Origin of the sequence: Halomonas sp. KM-1 (assembly GCF_000246875.1) — a bacterium.
Taxonomy (GTDB): Bacteria; Pseudomonadota; Gammaproteobacteria; order Pseudomonadales; family Halomonadaceae; genus Halomonas; species Halomonas aerodenitrificans.
This window is the reverse complement of record NZ_BAEU01000043.1, coordinates 1-24,709: the sequence shown is the minus strand read 5'-3', so window position 1 is coordinate 24,709 and position 24,709 is coordinate 1. Positions and strand designations below refer to the sequence as shown.

Genomic DNA, 24,709 nt, shown 5'->3' with positions numbered 1-24,709 from the left:
ACTGATGGCGCTGCACCTGGGCTGGAGCGGCTATCGCCAGTGGCGACAGAAGCGCCTCAAGGCGTCGAACGGCTGAGCCAGGAGTCAGGGTTTCGCACTACGCTCCCGGCCACCCCGGGGGCGGCGGCACTTCAGGCAACGGCAGGGAACATACTGCCCGCGCCTGACAACTCAGCGCTGCTCGTATCGAGGGCGCACGACAATAAAGAGGGTACAAGCATGAAAATGACAACGATCGGCACCGCGGTACTTGCCGCCTCCATGGCCTTCGGCGCAGCCGGCATGGCTCAGGCCGACGACTTCCCGACCAAGCCGCTGACCCTGGTGGTGGGCTTCGCCGCTGGCGGTTCCACCGACATCCAAGCCCGCGTGCTGGCCAACGTGCTGGAGGAGAACCTCGGCCAGCCGGTCAACGTGGTCAACCAGCCCGGCGCCGGCGGGGCCGTATCGCTGACGCGCCTGATGAACAATCAGGACGAGGGGCATACCTTCGTTTATGCCGGCACCAACGGCACCCTTACCTTCGCGCCCCATGCCCACGATACCGACTTCACCCTGGACGACTTCCGCTACGTCGCCAGCATCACCACCGTGCAGCATGCCATCGTCACCGGCGAGAACCGTCCCTTCGGCGACAGCTGGGAAGACCTGGTGGAGTATGCCCGTGAGAACCCGGGCACCAGCTATGCCACTCAACACGCTCTGGACCGGCTGGTAATCGAGTACATCATGGAGCAGGAGGGGCTGGACCTGCGCATCGTGCCCACCTCCGGTGGCGGCGGCATGGCGCCGCTGATCCTCTCCGGTGACGTCGACTTCGGCTACAGCGGCGGCACCCACTCCGGCTATGCCGAGACCGGCGAGATGCCGGTGCTGCTGAGCATGGACGGCGAGCGCCTGTTCGCCTTCCCCGATGCCCCCACCGTGATGGAAGCCGGGTATGACATCGACACCTCCGACTTCCGCGTGGTGGTAGTGCCGAAGAATACCCCCGATGCTCACGTGGAGCGTCTGGCCGAAGCGCTGGAAGCCGCCACCCAGGACGAGCGCTTCATCGAGATCACCGAAGAGCGCATTCTGATGCCGGTGCACTTCCGCGGCGAAGAGGAAGCCACCGAACTGCTCTACGCCCAGTCGGAAAACTATCGTGAACTGCTCGAGCGCATGGGTGGCGTGCCCGAGGACGACTGAGCCTCGCTGCTCATGTCCGGCTAGGCTGTTAGCCTAGCCCCGACAGTGCCCACCTTGCGGTGGGCACTGTGCCTTGTGCCTGGCCGTATCATCGCTCGCCAGCCAGATGCGCGCGCCGCAGGCGCGCAGCCGGGCGAGCAGGTCGGCGGGGGCATCACTGTCCAACTGCGGATCGAAGCCGCCGATGAGCTCGAACCAGCCCCGCGCCACCCAGAAGGTATCCCCCGCAGTGGCCCGCTGCGTCCAGCTCCACCAGCGCAACAGCCGCCCTTGGCGATGCACCGGCAGCACCGCCACATCCCAGGTTCTTTCCGCTTCCACCTCCGGTAGCCAGTCGCTCAGCCACTCGACCAGCCGGCGATCGACCTGGCCGGGAAACAGCAGCAGCTCTCCATGGCTGGCATCGACGGCAGCGTTGAGTCGAGCGCCCTGTGTGGATGCGGTGCACGGCAGCAATGTCGCTCGATGCCGTCGAGCCAGGTCCGGCAAGCGCCGGTCGCCGGTATCGTCCACCAGCAGCAGCTCATGGGCATTTTTCCAATTGCCGGTAACCCGATCGAAAGCCATCAGATTGCGTGGCAGCTGCGCTCCTGCTGTACGAGCATCGAGAATGGCACTGTAAGTCGGCATCGCCCGGGCTCCGCAGGGATACATGAGTTACCGTTTGTTTAGTTGAGTGTAGAAAGGTATCCAGTAAGGCCGCTACTGAATTTTCCCAGCGTGTTTTCCAGAGCCTGCCCAGACGTCGCCGCTAGAGAACATGATCGGGACAAAGCAGAATGCATGGGACAGGGCGGTGCGGCGGGCTGACGACGGTCATATCGCCGGGTAGTGCTATTCCCCATCCCTTCTTATCTGTACAATGCGCCTCCACTCCCTACCCAGCGCCTAGGGGACCTCACTTTCAATGTGGTCATAGGTGCGCCCCCGTTGATGAGTCACACCTTATGAACACAGCTGTAACCCCCTCTCGCATCGAGAGTTTGCGCAATATTGCCATCATCGCCCACGTCGACCACGGCAAGACCACGCTGGTCGACAAGCTGCTGAGCCAGTCCGGCACGCTCGACCGCAAGGCCGAGGGGCAGGAGCGGATCATGGATTCCAACGACCAGGAGAAGGAACGCGGCATCACCATCCTGGCCAAGAACACCGCGATTCGCTGGCAGGACGGCAACGGCCGTGACTTCCACATCAACATCGTCGACACCCCCGGACACGCCGACTTCGGCGGCGAGGTGGAGCGCGTGATGTCGATGGTGGACTCGGTGCTGCTGCTGGTCGACGCCGTCGACGGCCCCATGCCGCAGACCCGCTTCGTGACCCAGAAGGCCTTCGCCCAGGGCCTCAAGCCGATCGTGGTGGTCAACAAGATCGACCGTCCCGGTGCGCGTCCCGACTGGGTCATCGACCAGATTTTCGATCTGTTCGACAACCTCGGCGCCACCGACGAACAGCTCGACTTCCCGATCGTCTACTGCTCGGCACTCAACGGCATCGCCGGCATGGACCCGGACTCCCTGGCCGAAGATATGTCGCCCATGTTCCAGGCCATCGTCGACATCGTCGAACCGCCCGCGGTAGAGCTCGACGGCCCATTCCAGATGCAGATCTCTGCGCTGGACTACTCCAGCTACGTGGGTGTCATCGGCCTTGGCCGCATCAAGCGCGGCTCGGTCAAGCCCAACCAGCAGATCGTGGTGGTCGACACCGACGGCAACACCCGCAAGGGCAAGGTCGGCCAGGTGATGACCCACTTGGGTCTGGAGCGGGTGCAGACCGAGCTCGCCACCGCCGGCGACATCGTCTGCATCACCGGTATCGACGAGCTCTCCATCTCCGACACCCTGTGCGACCCGGCCGCCGTCGAGGCGCTGCCGCCGCTGTCGGTGGACGAGCCCACCGTCTCCATGACCTTCCAGGTCAACGACTCGCCCTTCGCCGGTCGCGACGGCAAGTACGTCACCAGCCGCAACATCAAGGATCGCCTCGAGCAGGAGCTGATCCACAACGTGGCGCTGCGCGTGGAGCAGGGTGAAAGCCCGGAGAAGTTCAAGGTTTCCGGCCGCGGCGAGCTGCACCTCTCGGTGCTGATCGAGACCATGCGTCGCGAAGGCTTCGAGCTGGCAGTGGGCCGCCCCGAGGTCATCCTCAAGGAGATCGACGGCGTCAAGCAGGAGCCGTACGAAGAGGTGATCATCGACTGCGAGGAGCAGCACCAGGGCTCGATCATGGAAGAGCTCGGCTACCGCAAGGGCGAGCTGACCAACATGAACCCCGACGGCAAGGGCCGTGTGCGCCTGGACTTCATCATCCCCGCACGCGGGCTGATCGGCTTCCGTGGCCAGTTCCTGACCCTGACCTCGGGCACCGGCATCCTCACCAGCCGCTTCGACCACTACGGCCCGCTCAAGCCCGACGCCGCCATCGAACGGCGCAACGGCGTGCTGGTCTCGATGGTCGACGGCAAGGCGCTGGCCTACGCGCTGTACGCCCTGCAGGAGCGCGGCAAGCTGATCATAGACCACGGCACCGAGGTCTATGAAGGCATGCTGGTGGGTATTCACAACCGCGCCAACGACCTGGTGGTGAACCCCACCAAGGGCAAGAAGCTCGACAACATGCGTGCCTCGGGCAACGACGAGAACATCGTGCTGACCCCGCCGGTGAAGTTTAGCCTGGAGCAGGCCATCGAGTTCCTCGACGACGACGAGCTGGTGGAGATCACCCCCAACCACATCCGCCTGCGCAAGAAGTTCCTCAAGGAGCACGAGCGCAAGCGCGCGAAGAAGTAAACCGCTCCTGCGGACACGAACCGGCGCCAGCTTCTGGCGCCGGTTTTTTTTCGCCCGCGCACTCTGTCCGCACACCCTGTCCGCACACCCTGCCGCACTCTTGCAGCTGCCCGATTCTTGGCATTTCGCGCTCCCAGAACCTAGCTTGAAGCTGACCGCAACTGCCAGGGAGGCAAGAAAACACCATGTGCAAGCTGTGCAAAGCGCGCGCCGGCGCGACACGTCGCGAGTTCCTCAAGAGCACCCTGGCAGCGGGGGCCGGTGCCATGGCCGGTGGCGGCCTGCTCGCCTCCGCCAACGCCTCCCCCAGCGTCGCCTCCCCCAGCGACGAAACCCGCAGCGAGATGCCGGCACATAGCGGCGAGGCCGGGCGGCGCGTGCTGATCCGCGGCGGCCACGTGCTCTCCATGGATGAAAGCGTCGGAGACTTCGAAGGCGGCGACGTGCTGATAGAAGGCAGCCGCATCGTCGCCGTCGGTGCCCAACTCGAGGCCGACGACGCCGAGGTGATCGACGCCCGCGGACGCATCGTCATGCCGGGCTTCGTCGACACCCACCATCATCTGTTCGAGACGGCCCTGCGCAGCTTCCTGGCCGACGGCATCATGTTCGACGACGGCACGCCGGAAGGCTCGCCCAACTACATGGATCACATCCTCGGCAAGCTGACCCCGGTGTACCGCCCCGAGGATGTCTACATCAACGTGCTGTTCGGCTCACTCAGCCAGCTCGACGCCGGGGTGACCACGGTGATGGACACCAGCCAGATCCACCACAGCCCCGAGCACTCCGATGCCGCCTTGGAAGGCTTGCACGACTCCGTCCGGCGCAGCGTGTTCGGCTACTTCGAGGGCCAGGGTGAGCACACCCGATACCCGCAGGACGCCAGGCGCATTCGCGAGCAGTACTTCGCCACCGGCGAGGGGCTCTCCGCCGACGGCCTGATGACCATGGTGATGGGCGGCGAGATCTACCTGCCCGACCACGAGACCGCCTGGGCGCTGGCCCGTGAGCTGGAACTGCCGCTGGCGTATCACGTGGTCGGCAGCCTCGGCATGGCCGAGACCTTCGACGAGCTGGCGGCAAGCGGCCAGCTCGCCGAGAACCACATCCTGATCCACATGACCGGCATGAGCGACATGGCCTGGCAGGCGGTGCGCGATGCCGGCGCCCACGTGTCGCTGGCGGTGCCCATCGAGATGACCATGCGCCACGGCACGCCACCGCTGATGAAAACGTCGGAACTGGGCATTTTGCCCTCGCTTTCCAGCGACGTGGAGTGCACCATGACGGCCGATTTCTTCACCCAGATGCGCTCGACGCTGACGCTGCAGCGGATGTTCGTCAACGAGCTGGCGCTGCAGGGAGAAGAGGAGCGGCCGGCACTGCTGACGTCACGAGAGGTGATCCGCTATGCGACCATGGGCGGCGCCAAGGGGCTGAAGCTGGAGCAGCGGGTGGGCTCGCTGACGCCGGGCAAGGAGGCGGACATTCTGCTGCTGGACGCCGAGGCGATCAACGTGGCACCGCTGAACAACGTGCCGGGCGCCGTGGTCACCTTGATGGAGCGCAGCAACGTCGAGACGGTGCTGGTCGGCGGTCGCATCCGCAAGTGGCGCGGCCAGTTGCAGGGGGCGGACCTTCCCCGCCTGCGCGACGAGCTCACCGCCTCGCGCGACTATCTGTTCGAGGCCGCCGGCGTCGACCGCCGTCTGTTCGACTGAGGGCAACGCCGAGCCGCGACAAGAAAGGAGAAGCGAACCATGCATCGCCACGTGAAATGGGACGACCCCGGCGCCGACAGCGTCATGCGCCACTTCGAGAAAAACCCGGCCGGTCACTCCGACCCGGGGCCGGGCGACATTCTCTCGGCCCGCTATCAGGGCCTGGTGGTAAGGGTGAAGGTCGAGGCCTACGTCGACGGCACCAGCATCGGCGAAGTGGTGGCGCTGGTCGAGCCGTACAGCGGCAAACGGCGCAAGCTCATCGGCAAGCTGGCCCTGGGCGACACGGTGAGGCTGGCGGACGAATGCCGCGCCTTCGAGCCGCGACCGGGTGATATCGACAAGCAGGACGAGGAGCCCCAGTGACGTTCATGATCACACGGGCTTTCATGATCACACGGGCTCTCATGATCACACGGGCTCTCATGATCGCACGGCCCCGTCATCTGCCGCGTCCAACGTATCCTTAACGATTCACCACTGGCCACGAAACGGGTTCTGTCGCACAGTGTACGCGCTCACCGACAGGCCCCACCCACTCGGCCCAAGGTAGCGATATCGCGGGCTCACAAGGCCACAAGACGGATTTCGGAAACACCATGAGTACGCACAACGTCTGGACACACAAGGGCACCTTTCTGCTGGCCGCAGTCGGTTCGGCGGTGGGGCTCGGCAATCTCTGGCGCTTTCCCTACCTGACCGGCGAGAACGGTGGCGGCGCCTTCATTCTGATCTACGCCCTGACCATCTTCGCCGTCGGCATTCCGATCCTGATCGCCGAAACCATGCTCGGGCGCGCCAGCCGCAGAAGCCCGATCATGGGCATGCGCTTTCTGATCCGCACCCACAAGACCTCCCGCGCCTGGGAGTCGATCGGCTGGCTGGGTGCCGCGGCCGCCTTTCTGATCCTGAGCTTCTATTCGGTGATCGCCGGCTGGGCCATTCACTACACTTGGCAGATGCTCACCGGCTCGCTGGTCGGCGCCGACGCCGCCACCATCGGCGCCGGCTTCGATGCGCTGCTGGCCTCGCCGGGCCTGCTCACGCTCTATCACACCCTGTTCATCATCGCCTCGGGGCTGATCGTCGGCCTGGGCATCCACAGGGGTATCGAAAGCGGCCTGCGCATCATGATGCCGGCGCTGTTCGTGATCCTGCTGGTGGTGCTGGGCTACGGCATCGCCAACGGCGACTTCGGCGCGGCGGCAAGCTTCCTGTTCACTTTCAATCTGGCCGACCTGAGCCTGGAAGGCTGGCTGCAGGCCATGGGCCAGTCGTTCTTCACCCTGAGTCTCGGCATGGGCGCGATCATGGCCTACGGCGCCTACATGTCCAGTGAGGCTTCACTCAGCCGCACCGCCTTCGCCGTGGCCTTCGTCGATACCGCGGTGGCCATGGTGGCGGGTCTGGCGATCTTCTCACTGGTGTTCGGCGCAGGCCTCGACGCTGGTGCCGGCCCGGGGCTGATGTTCGTCACCCTACCGCTGGCCTTCGCCGAGATGCCCTTCGGCGCGCTGATCGGCGGCGTGTTCTTCATCCTGGTGCTGGGGGCGGCCATCAGCTCCTCGATCTCATTGATCGAGCCGGTGGCCGCCTTCCTCGTCGAGCGCTTCGACCTCACCCGTCCCCAGGCGGTGTTCGCCATGGTGGTAGCCAGCTGGGCGCTGGGCCTGCTGACGGTGATGAGCTTCAACATGTGGGCCGAGGCCAGCCCCTTCCACACTTTGTTCGGCCGCAGCGCCTTCGACTTCATCGAACTGCTGACCAACATCTTCATGCCGCTGGGCGGCCTGCTGATCGCGCTGTTCGCCGGCTGGGCGCTGACCCACTCCGAAGTGATGAAGGAGATGCGCACCAGCGAAACCTGGTTCCATGTATGGCGCTTCCTGGTACGCTTCGTGGCACCCGCTGCGGTCGCCTTCGTCTTCCTGCGCACCATTCCGCAGGTGGAAGGCTATCTGGTACCCACCGTCGGTGCCCTGGTCATCGTCGGCGCCTTTGCCGCCGGTCGCACCTTCCTGGCCGAAAACAGTCAGCAACAGTAGCAGCACGAGAAAACCGTCGCCGCCAAGAGCGGCGGCTCGATATACGCCACCCGGCCTCGCGCCATGCGCAGGGGCTGGGTGCATAACAAAGATATAAAAGTGCAGGAACCAACATGCCATCCATCATCGACGTCCGACACGTCTACAAGGCCTTCGGCGGCCTGAAGGTCATCAACGACTGCTCGATCCAGGTCGAGAAGGGCTCCATCACCGGCCTGATCGGCCCCAACGGCGCCGGCAAATCGACCCTGTTCAACATCATCGCCGGTGCCCTGCCGCTGGACAGCGGCCAGATCCTGCTCGACGGCGAGGACATCACCAACCGCCCCGCCAACGAGCTGTTCCACAAAGGCCTGCTGCGCACCTTCCAGATCGCCCATGAGTTCTCCCACATGACCGCGCTGGAGAATCTCATGATGGTGCCGCCCAAGCAGGCCGGGGAGAGCCTGTTCAGCGCCTGGCTCAAGCCGGGTCTGGTGCGCCAGCAGGAAGCCGAGGTTCGGCGCAAGGCCCTCGAGGTGATCGACTTCATCGGCCTGCACCACGTGCGCAACGAGCTGGCCGGCAACCTCTCCGGCGGCCAGAAGAAGCTGCTCGAGCTGGGCCGCACCATGATGACCGACGCCCGCGTGGTACTGCTCGACGAGATCGCCGCCGGGGTCAACCGCACCCTGCTGGGCGACCTGGTGGAGAACATCGAACGGCTCAACCGCGAGATGGGCTACACCTTCCTGGTCATCGAGCACGACATGGACATGATCGCGCGCCTGTGCGATCCGGTGATCGTGCTGGCCCAGGGCAGCGTGATGGTGGAAGGCACCATCGAAGAGATTCAGAACAATCCTCAGGTGATCGAGGCCTACTTTGGTTCTACCGCGGCCTGAGGGGCTCCACCGCGGCCTGAGGGGTTCTACCGCGGTCTGAGGGCGAGGCCACGCCTGCCCACGGTCTCGGAACAGCCACAAGAAGAACAGTAACGATAGCGCAGAGACTCCACGATGCCATTACTCGAAGCACGCGACGTGCACGGCGGCTACGGCGGCATGAACATCCTCAACGGGGTGGACATGTCGATCGAGGCCGACGAGGTCGGTGTGATCGTCGGCCCCAACGGCGCCGGCAAATCGACCATGCTCAAGGCCATCTTCGGCCTGCTCACCGTCAGCCAGGGCGAGATCCTGCTGCGCGGCGAACCGATCCACAACCTGCCGCCCAACAAGCTGGTGCAGCGGGGCATGGGCTTCGTGCCCCAGGAGAAGAACGTCTTCCCCAGTCTCACGGTGAAAGAGAACCTGGAGATGGGCGCTTTTCTCAAGCCGAACAACGTCAAACGGATGCTCAAGCAGGTCTACGACTTCTTTCCTCCGCTCTACGACAAGCGCCACCAGCCCGCCGGCGAGCTCTCCGGCGGCCAGCGCCAGATGGTCGCCATGGGCCGCGCACTGATGGCCGAGCCCGAGGTGCTGCTGCTCGACGAGCCCACCGCCGGCCTCTCACCGCTCTACATGAACGAGATCTTCGAGCGCGTGAAGGAGATCAACGCTGCCGGCGTCGGCATCCTCATGGTAGAGCAGAACGCCAAACAGGCCCTGGCCATCGCCGACAAGGGCTTCGTCCTGGCGGCCGGCAAGAACCGCTTCACCGACACCGGCGCCGCCCTGCTCGCCGACCCGGAAGTGGCCAAGAGCTTCCTGGGCGGTTGAGCCCGGAGCCCGTACTGGAGAGTAAGTCGTGAACGAACTGGTATTCTTCATCAACAACGTGATCATTGCCGGCAGCGTGACCGGCTCGATCTACGCCATCGGCGCCATCGGCGTGACGCTGATCTTCAGCATCATGCGCTTCGCCCACTTCGCCCATGCCGACATGATGACCTTCGGCGCCTTCATGGTACTGCTGCTGACCCTGGCCTTCCCCGGCGTGGGCGGCGTGGTGGGTCTTCCCACTCCCATCGTCATGCTGCCGCTGGCGATGATTCTCACCGCCGCGCTGGCCGTGGGTATCGACAAGGCGTTCTACAAGCCGCTGCGGGCCCATGGGGTCAAGCCCATCGTCATCGTCATCGGCTCGCTGGGCGTGACCCTGATGCTGCAGGGGCTGATTCGCCTGTTCGCCGGCACCAGCGCCCAGAACATGTACATGGCCGGCGAGCGCAAGGAGATCTACCGGCTCGACGTGCCGTTCGAGCTGGCCACCCGGCCGATCATCGTCACCGAGCCGCAGATCATCCTGTTCATCCTGACCATCGCCTGTGTGGTGGGGCTGCACGTGTTCCTCAACCGCACGCGGCTGGGCAAGGCCATGCGTGCCATGTCCGACAACCCGGACCTGGCGCGGGCCTCAGGCATCAACACCAACTACATCGTCTCGGTGACCTGGGTGATCGCCGGCAGCCTGGCGGCCATTGCCGGTACCCTGCTGTCGCTAGACGTGACCTTCAAGCCCGACCTGAGCTTCTTCCTGCTGCTGCCGATCTTCGCCGCGGCCATCGTCGGCGGCGTCGGCCACCCCTACGGCGCCATCGCCGGCGGTTTCGTGGTGGGCTTCGCCGAGACCCTGGCGGTGTTCAACTGGGCGGTGCTGCTGCGCCCCATCGCGCACCTGTTCCCCGAGTGGATCGAGATCCCGCGCAACCTCGCCTTCGTCGGCACCGAATACAAGATCGTGGTGCCCTTCTTCATCCTGGTGGCGATCCTGGTGTGGCGCCCCACCGGCATCTTCAAGGGTAAGGTGATCTGATGAACGCTCAACGTACCGAACGCCGGGAAGACACCGTTGTCGCGCCGTCGCGCTTCCCGCTGCGTGAAATCGTCCTGTTCGGCGCCCTGCTGGCGGTGATCCTTGGCATCTATATGGTGATGGGCACCGCCTACAGCACGCGCATGCTGGTGGAAGCCTCCTGCTACGCCATCCTGGCCCTGGGTCTGACCATCCAGTGGGGCTATGCCGGTCAGTTCAACGCCGGTGTGATGGGCTTCGTCGCCCTGGGCGGCTTCTCCGCCATGCTCTTCAGCGTGCCGGTCAACAACGCCTTCTGGGGCACCGAGCTGCCCGGCGAGCTGGGCCGGGTACTGCTCTACGGCGCGGCCGCAGCGGTGGTGGTGTACGGCGCCACCAAGCTCGACCGCATCGGGGTGCCGAAGAAGCTGCGCACCGTCATCGCCATCGTGCTGGCCGTGGTGCTCTATCTGGTGGTGATCAGCATGCTGCGCAGCGTGACCGGCGAGATCCAGTCCCGCGCCGGCTTCATCGGCGGCTTCGGCCTGCCCGCCTGGACCGGCTGGATCTTCGGCGGCGCCCTGGCCGGGGCCGTGGGCTACTTCATCGGCCATATCTGCCTGGGCCTGCGCAGCGACTACCTGGCCATCGCCACCCTCGGCATCGCCGAGATCATCAAGGCCTTCCTCAAGAACTCCGACTGGCTGACCCGCGGCACCGCCACGGTATCGCCGCTGCCCTGGCCCACCCCGGGGCCCAGCGAGCTGGGCTTCACCCTGGCCCGGGCGTTATACCTCTCGGTCACAGCAGCGATGATCGCGGTGATCTTCTTCCTGTTACACCGCGCCTATCACGCCCCCTGGGGCCGCATGATCCGGGCCATTCGCGACAACGAGATCTCCGCCTCGGCGATGGGCAAGGACATCAACAAGCGCCGCCTGGAGATCTTCGTGCTGGGCTGCATCCTGATGGGCATTGGTGGTGGGGCGCTGGCCTCGTTCAACAGCCTGTTCGACCCCAACGGCTACCTGCCGCTGAACCACACCTTCCTGGTGCTGGTGATGGTCATCCTGGGCGGCCCGGGCAACAACCTGGGCACCATCTTCGGCGCCGTGGCGGTGTACATCATCTGGCTGATGTCCGAGCCGCTGGCACTGTTCCTGATGCAGGGTGCGGTGAGCATCGGCGAGGGCTGGTTCGGCTGGCAGCCGCCGGGCAACCTCGACAGCCGCGCACTGCAGGCGCGGGTATTCGTGATCGGCCTGCTGATCACCCTGGTGCTGCGCTTCGCTCCGAATGGATTACTACCCGAAAAAGTGAAACACCACGGGTAGAGAGGAAACCAACGTCCAATAAGAAAGGCCTCGGCAAATGCCGAGGCCTTTCAGTTTGCGGTCAGACCGAAGCGATGCTTAGAGGTCGACCAGGCCCTTGCTGACGAAGGCGCCGTCCTCTACCACCATCTCGACCACTACGCCCGGTACGTCGCCGTTCTCGTCGAACTCATGGCTACCGGAAGCGCCTTCGTAGTTGATCTCTTCGCCTGCGGCGATCAGCTCGACGGCCTTTTCCCACTCGCCCGGCAGGATCACTTCGCCCGGAGCGGAGGAGACGCTGCGCAGGGCCTGGGAGAGGCCTTCACGCTCGGCGCTGCCGTTCTGCTCGATGGCCAGTGCCAGCAGGAAGGCGGCATCGTAGGCCTGGGCCGCGAACACCGCGGTGGGGTCGAGGCCGGCTGCCTGGGCAGCCTCGGCGAAGATCTCGGTGCCCGGCAGTTCGGGGCTGCCCGGACGGGTAGCGATCATGCCTTCGAGCACGTCGGCACCCACCGCCTCGACCAGCGACGAGCCCACCATGCCATCGGCGCCGGCATACTGGGTGAACATGCCGCCCTCATAGGCCTGACGCAGAATGGTCTGGCCCGAGCCGTCGGCGTAGGCCAGCACCACCAGGGTTTCGGCACCGCTGGCGGAGAGCGAGCCCAGCTCGGAGCGGTAGTCGGCGCGGCCATCCTCATGGGCCACGTTCTCGGCCACCAGGCCGCCACCCGCCTCGAAGGCTTCGGTGAAGGCATCCGCCAGGCCACGACCGTAGTCGTTGTTGACGTAGGTGACCGCCACCTCATCGAAGCCCTTGTCGAGCATCAGCTTGGCCAGGATCTCACCCTGATAGGAGTCCGAAGGTACGGTACGGAACACCAGGTCGTTGTCGTCGAGCTCGGTAACCGCCGGTGCGGTGGAAGCCGGCGACACCATCACCACCCCACCGGGAATGGCGGCACTGTTGGCCGCTGCCACGGTGGCACCGGTACACAGCGCACCGACGATGGCCGTGACGTTCTCGGTGTTGACCATGCGGTCGGCCGCGTTGGAAGCCGCCGAGGCGTCGCTACAGGTGGTGTCGGCGCTGGGCATGACCAGCGTCTGTCCGCCAAGAATGCCGCCCTGCTCATTGATCTGCTGAACCGCCAGCCGCGCGCCGTCATAGATCGGCGGCGTCAGGCTCTCGATGGGGCCGGTAAAGCCGCCGATGAAGCCGATCTTCACTTCCGCCTGCGCCGCGCCAACGAATGCTACGCTGGTGGCTGCGATCGCCATCGCTAGAACGCTTTTCTTCATGGTTGTTCTTCTCACTCTGGTTTTAACGTCTGGTTTATTACGTCTGGTTACCAAGGACAGACACACACCCTAAATCTGGAAGCCTATGAGGCAAAACACAAGCCCCCCATACCAACGATCTAGCCCGGAACTACAACGCCAACTCCCTATCGGAGATTAACAATCCCGTTTCGGCACAAACGTCGGGCGCGACCTGCAAGAAACGCCGCCGCCGGCCTTCGCCTATACTGATTGACCCGTCATGCCATCCGACAGGAGGCACCCATGCGCTCCGCTCTCCCACCCCTTGCGCTGCTGGTATCGCTCGGCCTGGCCACCGGCGCTCACGCCTTCACTCCCGCCGGCAACGACATCGTCTACGAAGTAGGCGACGAAACCTTCGAAGGCTACTACGCCGCCGCCAGCGGAGAGGCCAGCGGCACGGTACTGATCGTTCACGACTGGAACGGGCTGGACGACTACGAACGTCAGCGCGCCGACATGCTGGCCGAGCAGGGCTATGACGCCTTCGCCGTGGACCTGTTCGGCCAGGGCAATCGCCCCGAGACCCTCGACGCCCGCCAGGAAGCCACCCGCGCGCTCTACTCCGACCGCGAGCGCATGCGCGAGCTGACCCTGGCCGGCCTGGCCGAGGCACGCGAACAGGGCGCCGCGGAGAGCGTCGTCATCATGGGCTACTGCTTCGGTGGGGCCGTGGCGCTGGAGATCGCCCGTTCGGGCGAGGCCGACGACGTGGCTGGCTACACCAGCTTCCACGGCGGCGTGGCCACACCGGACGGCCAGGAGTGGCCCGAAGAGGTGCCGCCGCTGCTGATCGCCCACGGCGGCGCCGACACCAGCGTCACCATGGAAGACGTCAGCGGGCTGGTCGAAGAGCTCGAGGCCATCGAGGCCACCTACGAGATCCAGATCTACTCCGGCGCTCCCCACGGCTTCACCGTGTTCGGCGACGAACGCTACCAGCAGCGCGCCGACGAGAAGTCCTGGGCAGCCTTTCTGAGCCTGTTAGAGGAGGTGCTATGACCCGGCGATTCCGCCCCCTGCCGCTGACCGAGCTGAGCGGCAGCCATCACGAGATCGGCGCCCAGCACGGCCGCATTCACCGCCAGCTGATCCAGCGCGGTATCGACGTCTACGGGCAGCTGTTTCACGACTTCGTCGGCATTCGCTGGGAAGAGGCCCGCGACCGGGCCTGCCACTTCGAGGCGCAAATCGCCCAGGGCTTTCCCGCCATTCTCGAAGAGATGAACGGCATCGCCTGGGGCGCAGGCGTCGACTTCCTCGACATCCTGACGCTCAACTGCCGCAGCGAAATCGCCCTGACCCAGGCCAGCGGCGGCTGCTCGGCCTTCTCCCTGCAGCGCCACGGGCAACAGTGGCTGGCACAGAACTGGGACTGGCGCAGCGACCAGCTCGACAACGTGGTCGCCCTGCACGTGCACGGCGATGGCAAGCCAGCGCTGATTAGCATCGGCGAGGCCGGCATGGTAGGCAAAGTGGGGATGAACGAGCGGGGCATCGGCGTATGCCTCAACGCCATTCGCTCGCAGACCTGCGGCAGCGGGTTGCCGATCCATATCGCCCTGCGCAAGATCCTGGAGAGCGAAGACATGGAGAGCGCCCTTGCCGTGGCCACTCACGACCGGGTCTGCTCGCCCGCCCACTTCCTGCTCGCCAGCGCTCAGGTCGGCAACGAAGGGGGCCAGGCCGTGGGGCTCGAGGTTCAGCCCGGCGAGCCGGGGCGAATCGCGCCGCGCAGCGGCATCGTCACCCACACCAACCATCTCTACGCCGACAACACCCCCTGCCCGGTGCAGGACTATCCCCGGGTCGACTCACAGCCGCGGCTGTGCCGCCTCGACGCGCTGCTGCACGACGAGCTGCCGTCGAACGCTCCCCTCGACGAAGCGCGCCTGTTCGACGTGCTCAGCGACCATCAGGGCGCGCCGCTGTCGATCTGTCGTCACTTCAATCCCGACCAGCCCGCCGAAGAGCGCATGGAAACCCTCTTCTCGGTAGTGATGAATCTGAGCGAGCGCCGCCTGACTGTGCGCCACGGCAAACCCTGCGAAAGCGATGACAGTCTGAGCGTCACTCTGAGCTGAAGCGCCCCAGCCCCTCGTCACCCAGGCCAGGCTCGAGCAGCTCCCCTTTCAGGTAGCGCTCGGAGGTGAGCATGAACGAGCGCCGGAACAGCTCGTGCCGGGCCTCTTCCCGATGGAGCTGCAGCAACTCGAACTCCTCTTGAGAGAGTGTAGTGTCCTGGCGCGGGTACTCGCGGGCCAGGCGCACCGAGCACGATGTGGCACCACAGATCTGAAGGGCAGGCGTGGCCCCACGGATGGCGGTAGGTGTGAAGTACGACATTGGCGACCTCCGTTAGCGCCATTAATGATAACAATTATCATTAACTATCGGAAATCTAGCCGCTCCTCTGACCTCTGTCAATTACCGACAAGAAAAATCATTCTCATTGGAGCACATGCTTGTTCAGCCTCAGTCGGCCTGGTAAAAAGCAAGAGTTCTCATTCTCATAAGGAAGCGTCACCATGAAAGCCCTATCCGCCCTTCTGCCCGCCCTGCTCGTCAGTCTGATGAGCGCCACCGCCGTTGCCGACTCAGCCCCCGCCCACTTCAAGGGCGAGCCCGCCGACACCCTGGCCCAGGCCGTGGCCAACTTCTCCGAATACAACCAGCGCCTGGCCGAACTGCTGGCCCAGGACGAGCTGGCCATCACCGATCTCGGCACCGTGCACGAGCTGACCTACACCCTGGAGAACGCGCTGGAGAAGATTCAGGAGGAAGTGGAAGCCATGGCGCATACCCTGGAGGAAGTGCACCAGGGCTCGGAGACGGGCGACTTCGAACGCGTGCAGAGCAACGGTGCCGCCTACCTCGAGGCCGCCCAGACGCTGGTGCCCTGAACGGCTCCCCCACCAACCTAGCCGGCCAGCGCCTCTTCCACCACCGCTCGCGTTTCCGCACTCATGGGTAGCGTCAGCGCCAGCTCATGAGCCTTGGGCGACATCTTCTTCCAGGTCATCTGCACGATGCGCACCAGGTGGTCATGCTCCACCTGCTTGGAAAAGTCGGCGAAGTAGTTCTCGAGAAACACCAGGCAAGCACAGTCTTCCACCGCCTGGGTGCCCGGATCGCGGCCCAGGCCCTGCTTGCGGATCATCCGTGACACCTCGGCGGCCTCTTCAGCCGAATAGCCCGCCGCTTCCATCACCCGTGCGGTGGTTTCACCGGCGCGCTTGCCCTGATCGCGGCGCCAGGTCAGATAGCCCACACGCCCCTCGGGATACTCGCTGCGCGGCACCTCCCAGCGCTGCAGATGCTGCGAGCGCACGGCGAGCTGCACCAGCTCGCTGGGCGCTTCGACCACGCGCGCGAGCCAGGCGCTCATGCGCCCCGCATGCCACAGCTCCAGCGGCAGCGTCTCGCCCTCCACCTCTACCTGACGCGGATCCTGCGCATGCAGGGCATCCAGCTCGGTCAGCGCGCGCTGAAAGGGGGTTGGCTCAGTCATGGGGCATTCCTCGTAAATCGTTGTAGTCACAGGATACCGCACCCGGTGGGCAGCTAACGAGCCGGAGCATGAACAAGAACCACCCGCCCCATGACGAGCCAGGACAAGATGCCGCATCGCTTCGCCTTGTTGAGCGATGCGGCATTAACTAGCATTCAAAATACTTCTTAACAGACGAAGGTATGCAGATGAAACACCTTACCGTGGCCCTTCTACTCGCCCTGCTGCCCCTGGGCGTTGCCCAAGCCCAGGAAGAGACCCAGGAACAAGATCAGATGCAGGAAGAAGAACTCGTCGAACAGCTGGAACAGGCCCAAGGCCAGCCCATCGACACCCTCAAACAGGCCGTCGACGCCCTGGAACTCCGCAACGACCTGCTCGAAGTCCTGCTCAGCAAAAATGAGCTCACCGAAGGCGACATGGCCATCATTCAGCAGCTCACCGAGACCATGGAAAACGCGCTGACCAAGATCGACGAAGAGCTCGGCATCATGCGCGAACACGTGCAGGAAGTACGCTCGGGCGCCGATGCCCGTGAGCAGGAGCGTATCCGCGAGAACGGGCAGGAGTACCTGGAACGGATCAAGACGCTGATGCAATAAGCCAGGCCAACGCCCGGCGGAGCGTCGCCGGGCTACCGTTCCTAGCGCACCAGCATGCGGCCCAACACATCCTGCCCCTGGCGGCGGTGCCAGAACACCATTGCCACATGGCCGACGATCAGCGCCAGCAGCAGCCAGCCCAGCTCACCGTGCAGCAGGCTGCCCGCAGCCACCATCCACTCGATACGCTCGCCCTCGAAGCCCGACATCAGCGGAATGCCGAATGGTTCGAAGGCGCGACCCGAACCGTACTGCCGCAGCAGCGCCAGGGTCGGCACCACCAGCATCAAACCGTAGAGTGCCAGGTGCCCCAGGCGCGCTGCCCTGCTCACTGCCGGCGGCTGGCTCGCCCGGCTCGCCAGCGCCCAGAGTACTCGCACCACCACCAGCACCATCAGCAGGAAGCCTGTGGACCGATGGGTCGGCCACAGCAGCTCGTCCAGTGCGCTGTCGCCCAACAGCACCCGAACGCTGGTGGTGGTGAATTGCCAGGCCAGCAGCAGCGCCATACCCCAGTGCAAATAACGATTCACGCGCCCATAGTGGGCGTTCCCTGCAGGGCTCATGACTCATTCCTTATCACGGATCAGGAAGCGGGTTCGTTACGCCTGAAAACCCAACGATAACGACAGAATGAGGAAACCCTGTGAACAATGCGAAAGGGCTGCTCGCTTGGGATGGAATGCTTGGCTTGCGCATCCTGTGCTGCGCTCGGCATGATGAAGGCCCGACCCCTGACGCGGAGCCAGCATGTCGATCTTCTCTCGCCTGAAAGAAGTGGCCTCTCCCACCATCGGCCTGGGCTGCATGAACCTCTCCCACGGCTACGGCAGCCCGGTGCCCGAAGCCGACGCGATACGCGCCCTCGAAGAAGCCTTCGAGATGGGCTATCGCCACTTCGACACCGCCACCCTCTACGGCGCCACCGCCAACGAGCAGGTAGTGGGCAAGGCGCTGGCGAGCAAGCGCAACGAGATACTGCTGGCCAGCAAGTGCGGCATGGCCATGGACCCGGCACTGGGCAAGAAAGTGATCGACGGCCGCCCCGAGACGCTGCGCCGCCAGTGCGAAGCAAGCCTCGAGCGCCTGCGTACCGACCACCTTGACCTCTACTACCTGCACCGGCTGGACCGCCAGGTCCCCATCGAAGAGAGCGTCGGCGCCCTGGCGCGACTGGTGGAAGAGGGCAAGATTCGCGCCATCGGACTCTCGGAAATCTCCGCCGCCACCCTGCGCCGCGCCAGAACCGAGCACCCCATTGCCGCCGTGCAATCCGAATACTCGCTGTGGACCCGCAACCCCGAAATCGCCTTACTCGATGCCTGTCGCGAAGCCAACACCGCACTCGTCGCCTTCAGCCCGCTGGGCCGCGGCTTTCTGGCCGGCGCCGTGACCGATGCCAGCCAGCTCACCGAAAACGACGTGCGCCACGGCATGCCGCGCTTCAGCGCCGACAACCTGCCACGCAACCTGCGCCAGCTGGAAAAGCTCCAGGCCATCGCCAGCGAACAGGAAGTCCCCACCGGCCAGCTCGCCCTCGCCTGGCTCACCGCTCAGGGCGACGACGTGATCCCCATTCCCGGCAGCCGCTCCATCGCGCACATGCGTGAAAACCTCGCGGCGGAAAGCCTGCGCCTGGACGCCACTACCCTGGAACGACTCACCGCCCTGCTGACACCGGGCCAGGTCGCCGGCGCCCGCTACAGCGAAGCGCTGCAGAAGGAGATCGATACGGAGGAGTTTGGGGGTAGCCATGCCAGCACTTAGGCATTCTGCGGCTCCTGTGTCGGCAGGTAGGAGTGCAGCGACACGTTAGGGAACACCCGGCGCATACCGCTGGGCTCCGGGGCGTGGGCGAAGCGATCCCTCAGGCTGTAGGAGGCTAGAAACGTAGCCATATCCTTCACCACGGAGAGGGGAATACGCCTTCATTGACGTACTCTTGGATATGCTCACGATACCAGTCAGGATTTCCCTCTACCTCCTCAGCCCACGCCGACTCCACGATTGGGGAATGAAAATCCCGACTGCGATCACGGCCGCAGACTTTGCAGCTGGCGCGCCACCAGACCATGGCCTCCCCCTTGCCGGAGAAGCCAGCTACCAGGTAGTGGCGGTATTGGGACGGGGGGAAATCCCGATACCACTGCTGCAGTAGAGCATCCGTATCCGGCAGTGCCAGATCGATCTCGTAGAAGGCCTGGGTACGGTAGGAGAACCAGCGCGCCTGCACCGAGGAAGGAGCGGGCATAGGATGGGCCAGTACATTCACCCCCCCTGCCCGGGGTGGCCTGTACTCGAAACCGGAGCTGATGTTGCCCGCACGTGCGCTCCAAGAATGGTCAAAGGTCAGCTCCTCCACCCAGATGGGCCAACCTGTAGGCCCACCAACCGGCTGTACGGCAAAATCATAGCGTCGAGGTTCCGCCTCGCAGGCGGCAGTCAATAGCAACAGTGATAGCAGCAGCCCGTGGCGTAGGCATGCCATCCACTTAGGCATGCTGCGGCTCCTGTGTCGGCAGGTAGGAGTGCAGCGACACATTAGGGAGGACCCGGCGTACACCGCTGGGCTCCGGGGCGTGGGCCAGACTCTCATGAGAGTGGGTGATAAGCGAGGCATTGGATGGCTTCGACGCGAGAGTCATGTCATTCCCAAGGCGAGGGAATGATCCCATCATCGATTCGTCTCTGAGTCTGACTGCGAAAGGTTGCCGGATCGCCCACCACCTCCTCGGCCCATGCCGACTCCACGATTGGCGCATGGAAATCCTGGCTGCGATCACGGCCGCAGACTTTGCAACTGGCGCGCCACCAGACCATGACCTCCCCCTTGCCGGAGAAGCCAGCTACCAGGTAGTGGCGGTATTGGGACGGGGGGAAATCCCGATACCACTGCTGCAGTAGAGCATCCGTATCAGGCAATGCCAGGTCGATCTCGTAGAAGGTCTGGGTACGGTAGGAGAACCAGCGCGCCTGCACCGAGGAAGGAGCGGGCATAGGATGGGCCAGTACATTCACCCCCCCTGCCCGGGGTGGCCTGTACTCGAAACCGGAGCTGATGTTGCCCGCACGTGCGCTCCAGGAATGGTCAAAGGTCAGCTCCTCCACCCAGATGGGCCAACCTGTAGGCCCACCAACCGGCTGTACGGCAAAATCATAGCGTCGAGGTTCCGCCTCGCAGGCAGCGGTCAATAATAGCAGCAACAGTAGCAGCACAGGCCGCAGACGAGTCGTCCATGACCTAGGCATTCTGCGGCTCCTGTGTCGGCAGGTAGGAGTGCAGCGACACGTTAGGGAACACCCGGCGCACACCGCTGGGCTCCGGGGCGTGGGCGAAGCGGTCCCTCAGACTGTAAGGATGCTGGCGGTGAGACGTATGGATGTAACCGGCAAAGTGTTCATGCGACATGTCCAGCATCCACTGGCGCCCGCGCCGGCTGCCGTTTTGCCACCACTCGTCGATCAGAGTTTGCAGCTCGGTGGGAATGGTATGGTCTGCGTCATCCCGAAGTTCATCGAGAGGCACCCAGGCTCGCTTCGTCTCTTCGTACATCTGATGCAGGGCGTAGATGGCCAGCTCCTTGCGCGTGGCACGGCGTTCGATCTCGAGTACATCCCTGCCATCCACGCGAATGTCGAGTCCTCTCGCCTGCGCCTCCGCCTGAGCCCGGCGAATCGTCTCCCCATTGGCCCCCAGCCCAGCACGGCGGCGCACGATCAGCTCCTCATGGTTGGCAAAGCCCAGATCGAGATTGGGGTTCTCATAGCCACCGCCGATATCGGCGTGTACACCTGGAAGCGCAATCTCGGCGAAGTTGCCGGGGTGGTTGCCCTGGGCATCGGCGATGCTGTTGAGCGGGAAGTTACGGCGGATCTCGTGATGGGCGGTGAGCTGCACCACGCGGGCGGCACTACCCGAGGCGATGTAAAGGTCGAAATCGAGGTTACTGTCGGTACCGGGCCGGTAGAAGCTGCCCACGGTATCGAACAGCCCGACGAAGCGAACCTGCGGGAAAGGAATGGGCCTGGGTGGAAAGGCCAGAATGCGGCGCAGCGGTGGTTGATACATTGACCTGACGAGGCGAAAGTCCGGTACCAGTAGAGTTTCCGGCCAGCGATGGATCAAATTGACGAAGTGCCTGGCCAGAGCCGCACCGCGGCTGAAGCCAAATACATCGAAGGTGACCAGCGAATCGCGGGGGTTGGCCTCTAGGATCTGGCGGACCTCGGTCAGCGCCTGTTCGATACGCGCATGGCCACCCTCCGGCCCGACCCCGGTGCCCATGCCGATGGCGTTCTCGGGAGCCACGAAGCCATCTTCGCTCTCCCGACCGGCAATTGTGCCCACACCTTGGATATAGATAGGGTAATAGCCGTTAGCCGCATCGTTCGGATACAAGTCATGCAGCTTGGCCACATTGGTGATATCGCGGTCGGGCAGTTGCCGGTCGTTGTGCATGTTGTTGCCGGTGCCATCGAAGAACACACCGATTTGCAGCGTGCGTGGTTTCTCCGGGGTATCGGGGATAGGCGGTTCAGGCCGGTACTCTTGGGGTGGTGTCCGGTCATCCGCTGGCCGTGAAGCGGAGCGGGACGACACGGGGCGCTCGGCTTGTCGTAAGCGCTCCTCCTCCCAGGGGTCCAAAGGATCGGGGTCGAAGCGTTCGTCCAGCCGGGTTTTCATGGCATCCTTTTCCTTTTTCAGGCTCCACGCTGCGCGTGGGGCTTTTTGTAATAGCGCGTCCAAGCAAGTTGGCCCAGCGCCGGAGAGGCGCCATATAGCTTATCGATTTGAGCAAGCAGCGAAATGGCACATTTCCTACAAAGGCCGTATGCAATCTCTGACAATTAGGCTAGGTACTGCACTCTGTTCGCTTTGCTGTAGTTCCCATCAGGCAATACGTGCGTGCCACTACACATTTGCCTCAACCAGCTTCATACCGAAGCGATTGTTTCTACCCACGTGGCCCATGCGGGCCGCGACGAAGAGGCCGGGTTCCAGGCGCGGGAGGACTTCCAGTTTCTATCCGAGCGGTCCGCGCGGGCCGCGACACAGCCCGGCGATGACGGCGCTAGTGGACGCCGAGTTTCTATCCGCGCGACCCGTGCGGGCCGCGACACTCCACCGACTACCTCATCACATATTCTCCGGGAGTTTCTATCCGCGCGGCCCATGCAGGCCGCGACGAACGCCGGTTTGCGGTCCTGGCTGGCCTTGATCGAGTTTCTATCCGCGCGACCCAGACGGACAGCGACCAGCACCGCCTTCACACCTTCGACGGAGTAACCCCGGTTTCTATCCGTGCGGGCCGCAACGACGCGGCCATCTCCCAGGCCACGGGCGATCTGAAGTTTCTATCCGCGCGACCCGTGCGAGCCGCGACCAACGCGGCGGCCGTAGCCCTTGGCCAGGTAGTCGTTTCTATCCGCGCGGCCCGTGCGGGCCGAGACGGCGCAGCACGTACGTGTCACCGGTGTCGGTCTCGTTTCTATCCGCGCGGCCCGTGCGGGCCGAGACGTCCGCGCATCTCGTAGCAGGGCCCGGCGATGTCGTTTCTACCCGCGCGACCCGTTCGAGCCGCGACCGGCAGATCGCGTCCTCGAGGCCCACATGGGAGATGTTTCTATCCGCGCGGCCCGTGCGGGCCGCGACGGTTCGATGCTGGCCGAGATGATGCGCGCCATCAAGTTTCTATCCGTGCAGCCCGTGCGAGCCGCGACACGGCATCACCGCAGCCGATGCCAAGAAGTGGCTGTATCTATCCACGCGACCCGTGTGGGCCGTGACGCGTATGGCGCGGTATTAACCTGGGCATAGTTGCCGTTTCTATCCGTGCGGGCCGCGACGCTTTGATGCGCTCCCAATCGACGCCAGCAACGTGCATGTTTCTATCCGCGCGACCCATGCGAGCCGCGATGTTGTGCCCTGAGCCAGACGCAGCACTGTCTCCGCTTTTCTATCCGCGCGGCCCATGCGGGCCGCGACACGCATGAGGTGCGGATCGTCACGCGATTGACGAAGTTTCTACCCACACGGCCCGTGCGGGCCGCGACGACCTGGCCGTCATAGCCACGGCCCCGGTACAGGGGGTTTCTACCCGCGCAGCCCGTGCGAGCCGCGACTTTTCCCGCCTTCTCGAGATAGGCAGGGTAGGGGATGTTTCTACCCGCGCGGCCCGTGCGGGCCGCGACCTAAACTACAGCGCCTTCGGGTTAACTACGCGGTAGTTTCTATCCGCGCGGCCCGTGCGAGCTGCCATATGTGCCATCACCGAGGCGCCAAGCACTTCGACCTGTTGCTATCCGCGCGGCCCATGAGAGCCACGACAGCACACCAGCACCGGACGCCTCGTTGTCGAGCTGTTTCTATCCATGCGGCCCATGTAGGACACGACAAGGACACCCTCTTGTCGAGGCCGCTTACTACGAGTTTCTATCCGCACGGCCCGTGCGGGCCGCGACGAGTTCACCCAGGAGTGACCACCCCATGAGCGAGTTTCTATCCGCGCGGCCCGCGACGTGGGCAAGTACCCGCGCAACGCCACCGACAAGGAGTTGCTATCCGCGCGGCCCGTGGGGACCGCGACTTGTAATTTCGCCTGTCATGGTGGAGCCGTAAACTTTGTTTCTATCCGCGCGACCCGTGCGGGCCGCGACCTGTTCAACCTCAAGCCCGACACGGTGCTGGTCGAGTTTCTATCCGCGCGGCCCGTGCGAGCCGCGACCACGCCGCCGACGACGTTCGGGTCGATGGTCCCGTTTCTATCCACGCGACCCGTGCGGGCCGCGGCTGCCGTGTGCTTCGTTCGCTTGACCGACATAGGCCATGTTTCTACCTGTATAGGCCATGTTTCTACCTGTACGGGCCGCAACGTCAGGCAAGCCCATCCATTCACCCGGTATATCCTCGTTTCTATCCACGCAGCCCGTGCGGGCCGCGACACGGGATCTGGCCTTGCCAGTTGTTGCCGTCGCCGTTTCTATCCGTGCGGGCCGTGCGGGCCGCGACCTTGAGCAAATCAAGACCCGCTCATATGACATCTTGTTTCTATCCGCGCGGCCCGTGCGGGCCGCGACGATGATCACCACCAATGCCTTGGTGCTGGGCACGTAGTTTCTATCCGCGCGGCCCGTGCGGGCCGCGACACCTGACCAGACCCCGCCAGTGGCACGGTGATCTGTTTCTATCCGCGCGGCCCGTGCGGGCCGCGACGTTTTTGATATTGCGTCAGAGAGGTTTGATAACATGTTTCTATCCGCGCGGCCCGTGCGGGCCGCGACATGCACGTTGAGATTGTTTCCGGTCATTGCGATGTGTTTCTATCCGCGCGGCCCGTGCGGGCCGCGACCAAATCCCTCAGGTGATCGCCGTGACCCTGATTGCGTTTCTATCCGCGCGGCCCGTGCGGGCCGCGACGTGGCCTGGTGCGCCGACGATCTCACCGATCTGAGGTTTCTATCCGCGCGGCCCGTGCGGGCCGCGA

Annotated in this window: 23 protein-coding genes and 1 CRISPR repeat array; of the genes, 14 read left to right on the top strand and 9 right to left on the bottom strand. The window is 64.3% G+C overall.

What is annotated here, in order from left to right:
- The first annotated feature begins 219 nt into the window (after positions 1–219).
- On the top strand, positions 220–1,191 hold the full coding sequence (locus B8115_RS03630) for a tripartite tricarboxylate transporter substrate binding protein (RefSeq protein ID WP_010626395.1): 972 nt from the start codon (positions 220–222) through the stop codon (positions 1,189–1,191).
- Between the two features lie 33 nt (positions 1,192–1,224).
- On the opposite strand, the gene B8115_RS03625 is transcribed toward B8115_RS03630, so the two are convergent.
- Positions 1,225–1,821, bottom strand: coding sequence for a hypothetical protein (locus tag B8115_RS03625; protein ID WP_010626394.1), 597 nt, complete (start codon positions 1,819–1,821; stop codon positions 1,225–1,227).
- Positions 1,822–2,138: 317 nt separating this feature from the next.
- Here B8115_RS03625 and typA point away from each other — a divergent pair, with 317 nt between their 5' ends.
- The 8 genes from typA to B8115_RS03585 all read left to right on the top strand — a co-directional run bounded on the left by typA (position 2,139) and on the right by B8115_RS03585 (position 11,807).
- Entirely contained in the window at positions 2,139–3,986 is a 1,848-nt protein-coding gene (gene typA / locus B8115_RS03620) for a translational GTPase TypA (protein ID WP_010626393.1), read from the top strand.
- A gap of 185 nt (positions 3,987–4,171) precedes the next feature.
- Positions 4,172–5,710 (top strand): amidohydrolase family protein, encoded by a 1,539-nt coding sequence (locus B8115_RS03615; RefSeq protein ID WP_010626392.1) that lies wholly within the window; start codon positions 4,172–4,174, stop codon positions 5,708–5,710.
- A gap of 39 nt (positions 5,711–5,749) precedes the next feature.
- Positions 5,750–6,076 carry a hypothetical protein gene (locus tag B8115_RS03610; RefSeq protein ID WP_010626391.1) on the top strand — a complete coding sequence of 109 codons (327 nt, stop codon included), beginning with the start codon at positions 5,750–5,752 and terminating at the stop codon, positions 6,074–6,076.
- Positions 6,077–6,309: 233 nt separating this feature from the next.
- On the top strand, positions 6,310–7,755 hold the full coding sequence (locus B8115_RS03605) for a sodium-dependent transporter (protein ID WP_010626390.1): 1,446 nt from the start codon (positions 6,310–6,312) through the stop codon (positions 7,753–7,755).
- Positions 7,756–7,868: 113 nt separating this feature from the next.
- A complete protein-coding gene (locus tag B8115_RS03600) occupies positions 7,869–8,639 on the top strand; it encodes an ABC transporter ATP-binding protein (protein WP_010626389.1) in 771 nt (256 codons plus the stop codon).
- Between the two features lie 114 nt (positions 8,640–8,753).
- A complete protein-coding gene (locus tag B8115_RS03595) occupies positions 8,754–9,458 on the top strand; it encodes an ABC transporter ATP-binding protein (protein WP_010626388.1) in 705 nt (234 codons plus the stop codon).
- A gap of 28 nt (positions 9,459–9,486) precedes the next feature.
- The gene (locus tag B8115_RS03590) at positions 9,487–10,494 is read left to right on the top strand and encodes a branched-chain amino acid ABC transporter permease (protein WP_010626387.1); all 1,008 of its coding nucleotides are present in this window, start codon (positions 9,487–9,489) and stop codon (positions 10,492–10,494) included.
- Complete coding sequence (locus B8115_RS03585) at positions 10,494–11,807, top strand: branched-chain amino acid ABC transporter permease (protein ID WP_010626386.1); 1,314 nt, start codon at positions 10,494–10,496, stop codon at positions 11,805–11,807. Before B8115_RS03590 ends, B8115_RS03585 begins: the two co-directional genes overlap by 1 nt.
- Positions 11,808–11,885: 78 nt before the next feature.
- Here B8115_RS03585 and B8115_RS03580 read toward each other — a convergent pair whose 3' ends face one another.
- Positions 11,886–13,091 carry an ABC transporter substrate-binding protein gene (locus tag B8115_RS03580; protein WP_026037866.1) on the bottom strand — a complete coding sequence of 402 codons (1,206 nt, stop codon included), beginning with the start codon at positions 13,089–13,091 and terminating at the stop codon, positions 11,886–11,888.
- 264 nt (positions 13,092–13,355) lie between these two features.
- On the opposite strand from B8115_RS03580, the gene B8115_RS03575 reads away from it, so the two are divergent.
- Positions 13,356–14,114 carry a dienelactone hydrolase family protein gene (locus B8115_RS03575; RefSeq protein WP_010626384.1) on the top strand — a complete coding sequence of 253 codons (759 nt, stop codon included), beginning with the start codon at positions 13,356–13,358 and terminating at the stop codon, positions 14,112–14,114.
- Positions 14,111–15,196, top strand: a complete 1,086-nt coding sequence (locus B8115_RS03570) for a C45 family peptidase (RefSeq protein WP_010626383.1) — start codon at positions 14,111–14,113, stop codon at positions 15,194–15,196. Before B8115_RS03575 ends, B8115_RS03570 begins: the two co-directional genes overlap by 4 nt.
- Here B8115_RS03570 and B8115_RS03565 read toward each other — a convergent pair.
- Positions 15,183–15,458 (bottom strand): hypothetical protein, encoded by a 276-nt coding sequence (locus B8115_RS03565; RefSeq protein WP_010626382.1) that lies wholly within the window; start codon positions 15,456–15,458, stop codon positions 15,183–15,185. The genes B8115_RS03570 and B8115_RS03565 overlap by 14 nt on opposite strands.
- 182 nt (positions 15,459–15,640) lie before the next feature.
- On the opposite strand from B8115_RS03565, the gene B8115_RS03560 reads away from it, so the two are divergent.
- Positions 15,641–16,015: a DUF6746 family protein gene (locus B8115_RS03560; RefSeq protein ID WP_010626381.1), complete on the top strand. Its 375-nt coding sequence runs from the start codon at positions 15,641–15,643 to the stop codon at positions 16,013–16,015.
- Positions 16,016–16,032: 17 nt separating this feature from the next.
- Here B8115_RS03560 and B8115_RS03555 read toward each other — a convergent pair whose 3' ends face one another.
- Complete coding sequence (locus B8115_RS03555; protein WP_010626380.1) at positions 16,033–16,623, bottom strand: DUF4202 domain-containing protein; 591 nt, start codon at positions 16,621–16,623, stop codon at positions 16,033–16,035.
- A gap of 188 nt (positions 16,624–16,811) precedes the next feature.
- Here B8115_RS03555 and B8115_RS03550 point away from each other — a divergent pair, with 188 nt between their 5' ends.
- A complete protein-coding gene (locus B8115_RS03550; RefSeq protein ID WP_010626379.1) occupies positions 16,812–17,225 on the top strand; it encodes a DUF6746 family protein in 414 nt (137 codons plus the stop codon).
- Between the two features lie 41 nt (positions 17,226–17,266).
- Here B8115_RS03550 and B8115_RS03545 read toward each other — a convergent pair whose 3' ends face one another.
- The gene (locus tag B8115_RS03545; protein ID WP_010626378.1) at positions 17,267–17,791 is read right to left on the bottom strand and encodes a cytochrome b; all 525 of its coding nucleotides are present in this window, start codon (positions 17,789–17,791) and stop codon (positions 17,267–17,269) included.
- Between the two features lie 184 nt (positions 17,792–17,975).
- Here B8115_RS03545 and B8115_RS03540 point away from each other — a divergent pair, with 184 nt between their 5' ends.
- Entirely contained in the window at positions 17,976–18,992 is a 1,017-nt protein-coding gene (locus tag B8115_RS03540) for an aldo/keto reductase (RefSeq protein WP_010626377.1), read from the top strand.
- Here B8115_RS03540 and B8115_RS24035 read toward each other — a convergent pair.
- The 4 genes from B8115_RS24035 to B8115_RS03525 all read right to left on the bottom strand — a co-directional run bounded on the left by B8115_RS24035 (position 18,989) and on the right by B8115_RS03525 (position 21,909).
- A complete protein-coding gene (locus tag B8115_RS24035; protein ID WP_274517411.1) occupies positions 18,989–19,123 on the bottom strand; it encodes a hypothetical protein in 135 nt (44 codons plus the stop codon). The genes B8115_RS03540 and B8115_RS24035 overlap by 4 nt on opposite strands.
- 5 nt (positions 19,124–19,128) lie before the next feature.
- Positions 19,129–19,713 carry a DUF2931 family protein gene (locus B8115_RS03535; RefSeq protein ID WP_238539193.1) on the bottom strand — a complete coding sequence of 195 codons (585 nt, stop codon included), beginning with the start codon at positions 19,711–19,713 and terminating at the stop codon, positions 19,129–19,131.
- A 158-nt stretch (positions 19,714–19,871) separates the two neighbouring features.
- Complete coding sequence (locus B8115_RS03530; protein ID WP_010626375.1) at positions 19,872–20,474, bottom strand: DUF2931 family protein; 603 nt, start codon at positions 20,472–20,474, stop codon at positions 19,872–19,874.
- Positions 20,467–21,909 carry a DUF2235 domain-containing protein gene (locus B8115_RS03525; RefSeq protein ID WP_238539192.1) on the bottom strand — a complete coding sequence of 481 codons (1,443 nt, stop codon included), beginning with the start codon at positions 21,907–21,909 and terminating at the stop codon, positions 20,467–20,469. Before B8115_RS03525 ends, B8115_RS03530 begins: the two co-directional genes overlap by 8 nt.
- A 2,225-nt stretch (positions 21,910–24,134) precedes the next feature.
- Positions 24,135–24,709: a CRISPR direct-repeat array (repeat unit 32 nt; unit sequence GTTTCTATCCGCGCGGCCCGTGCGGGCCGCGA).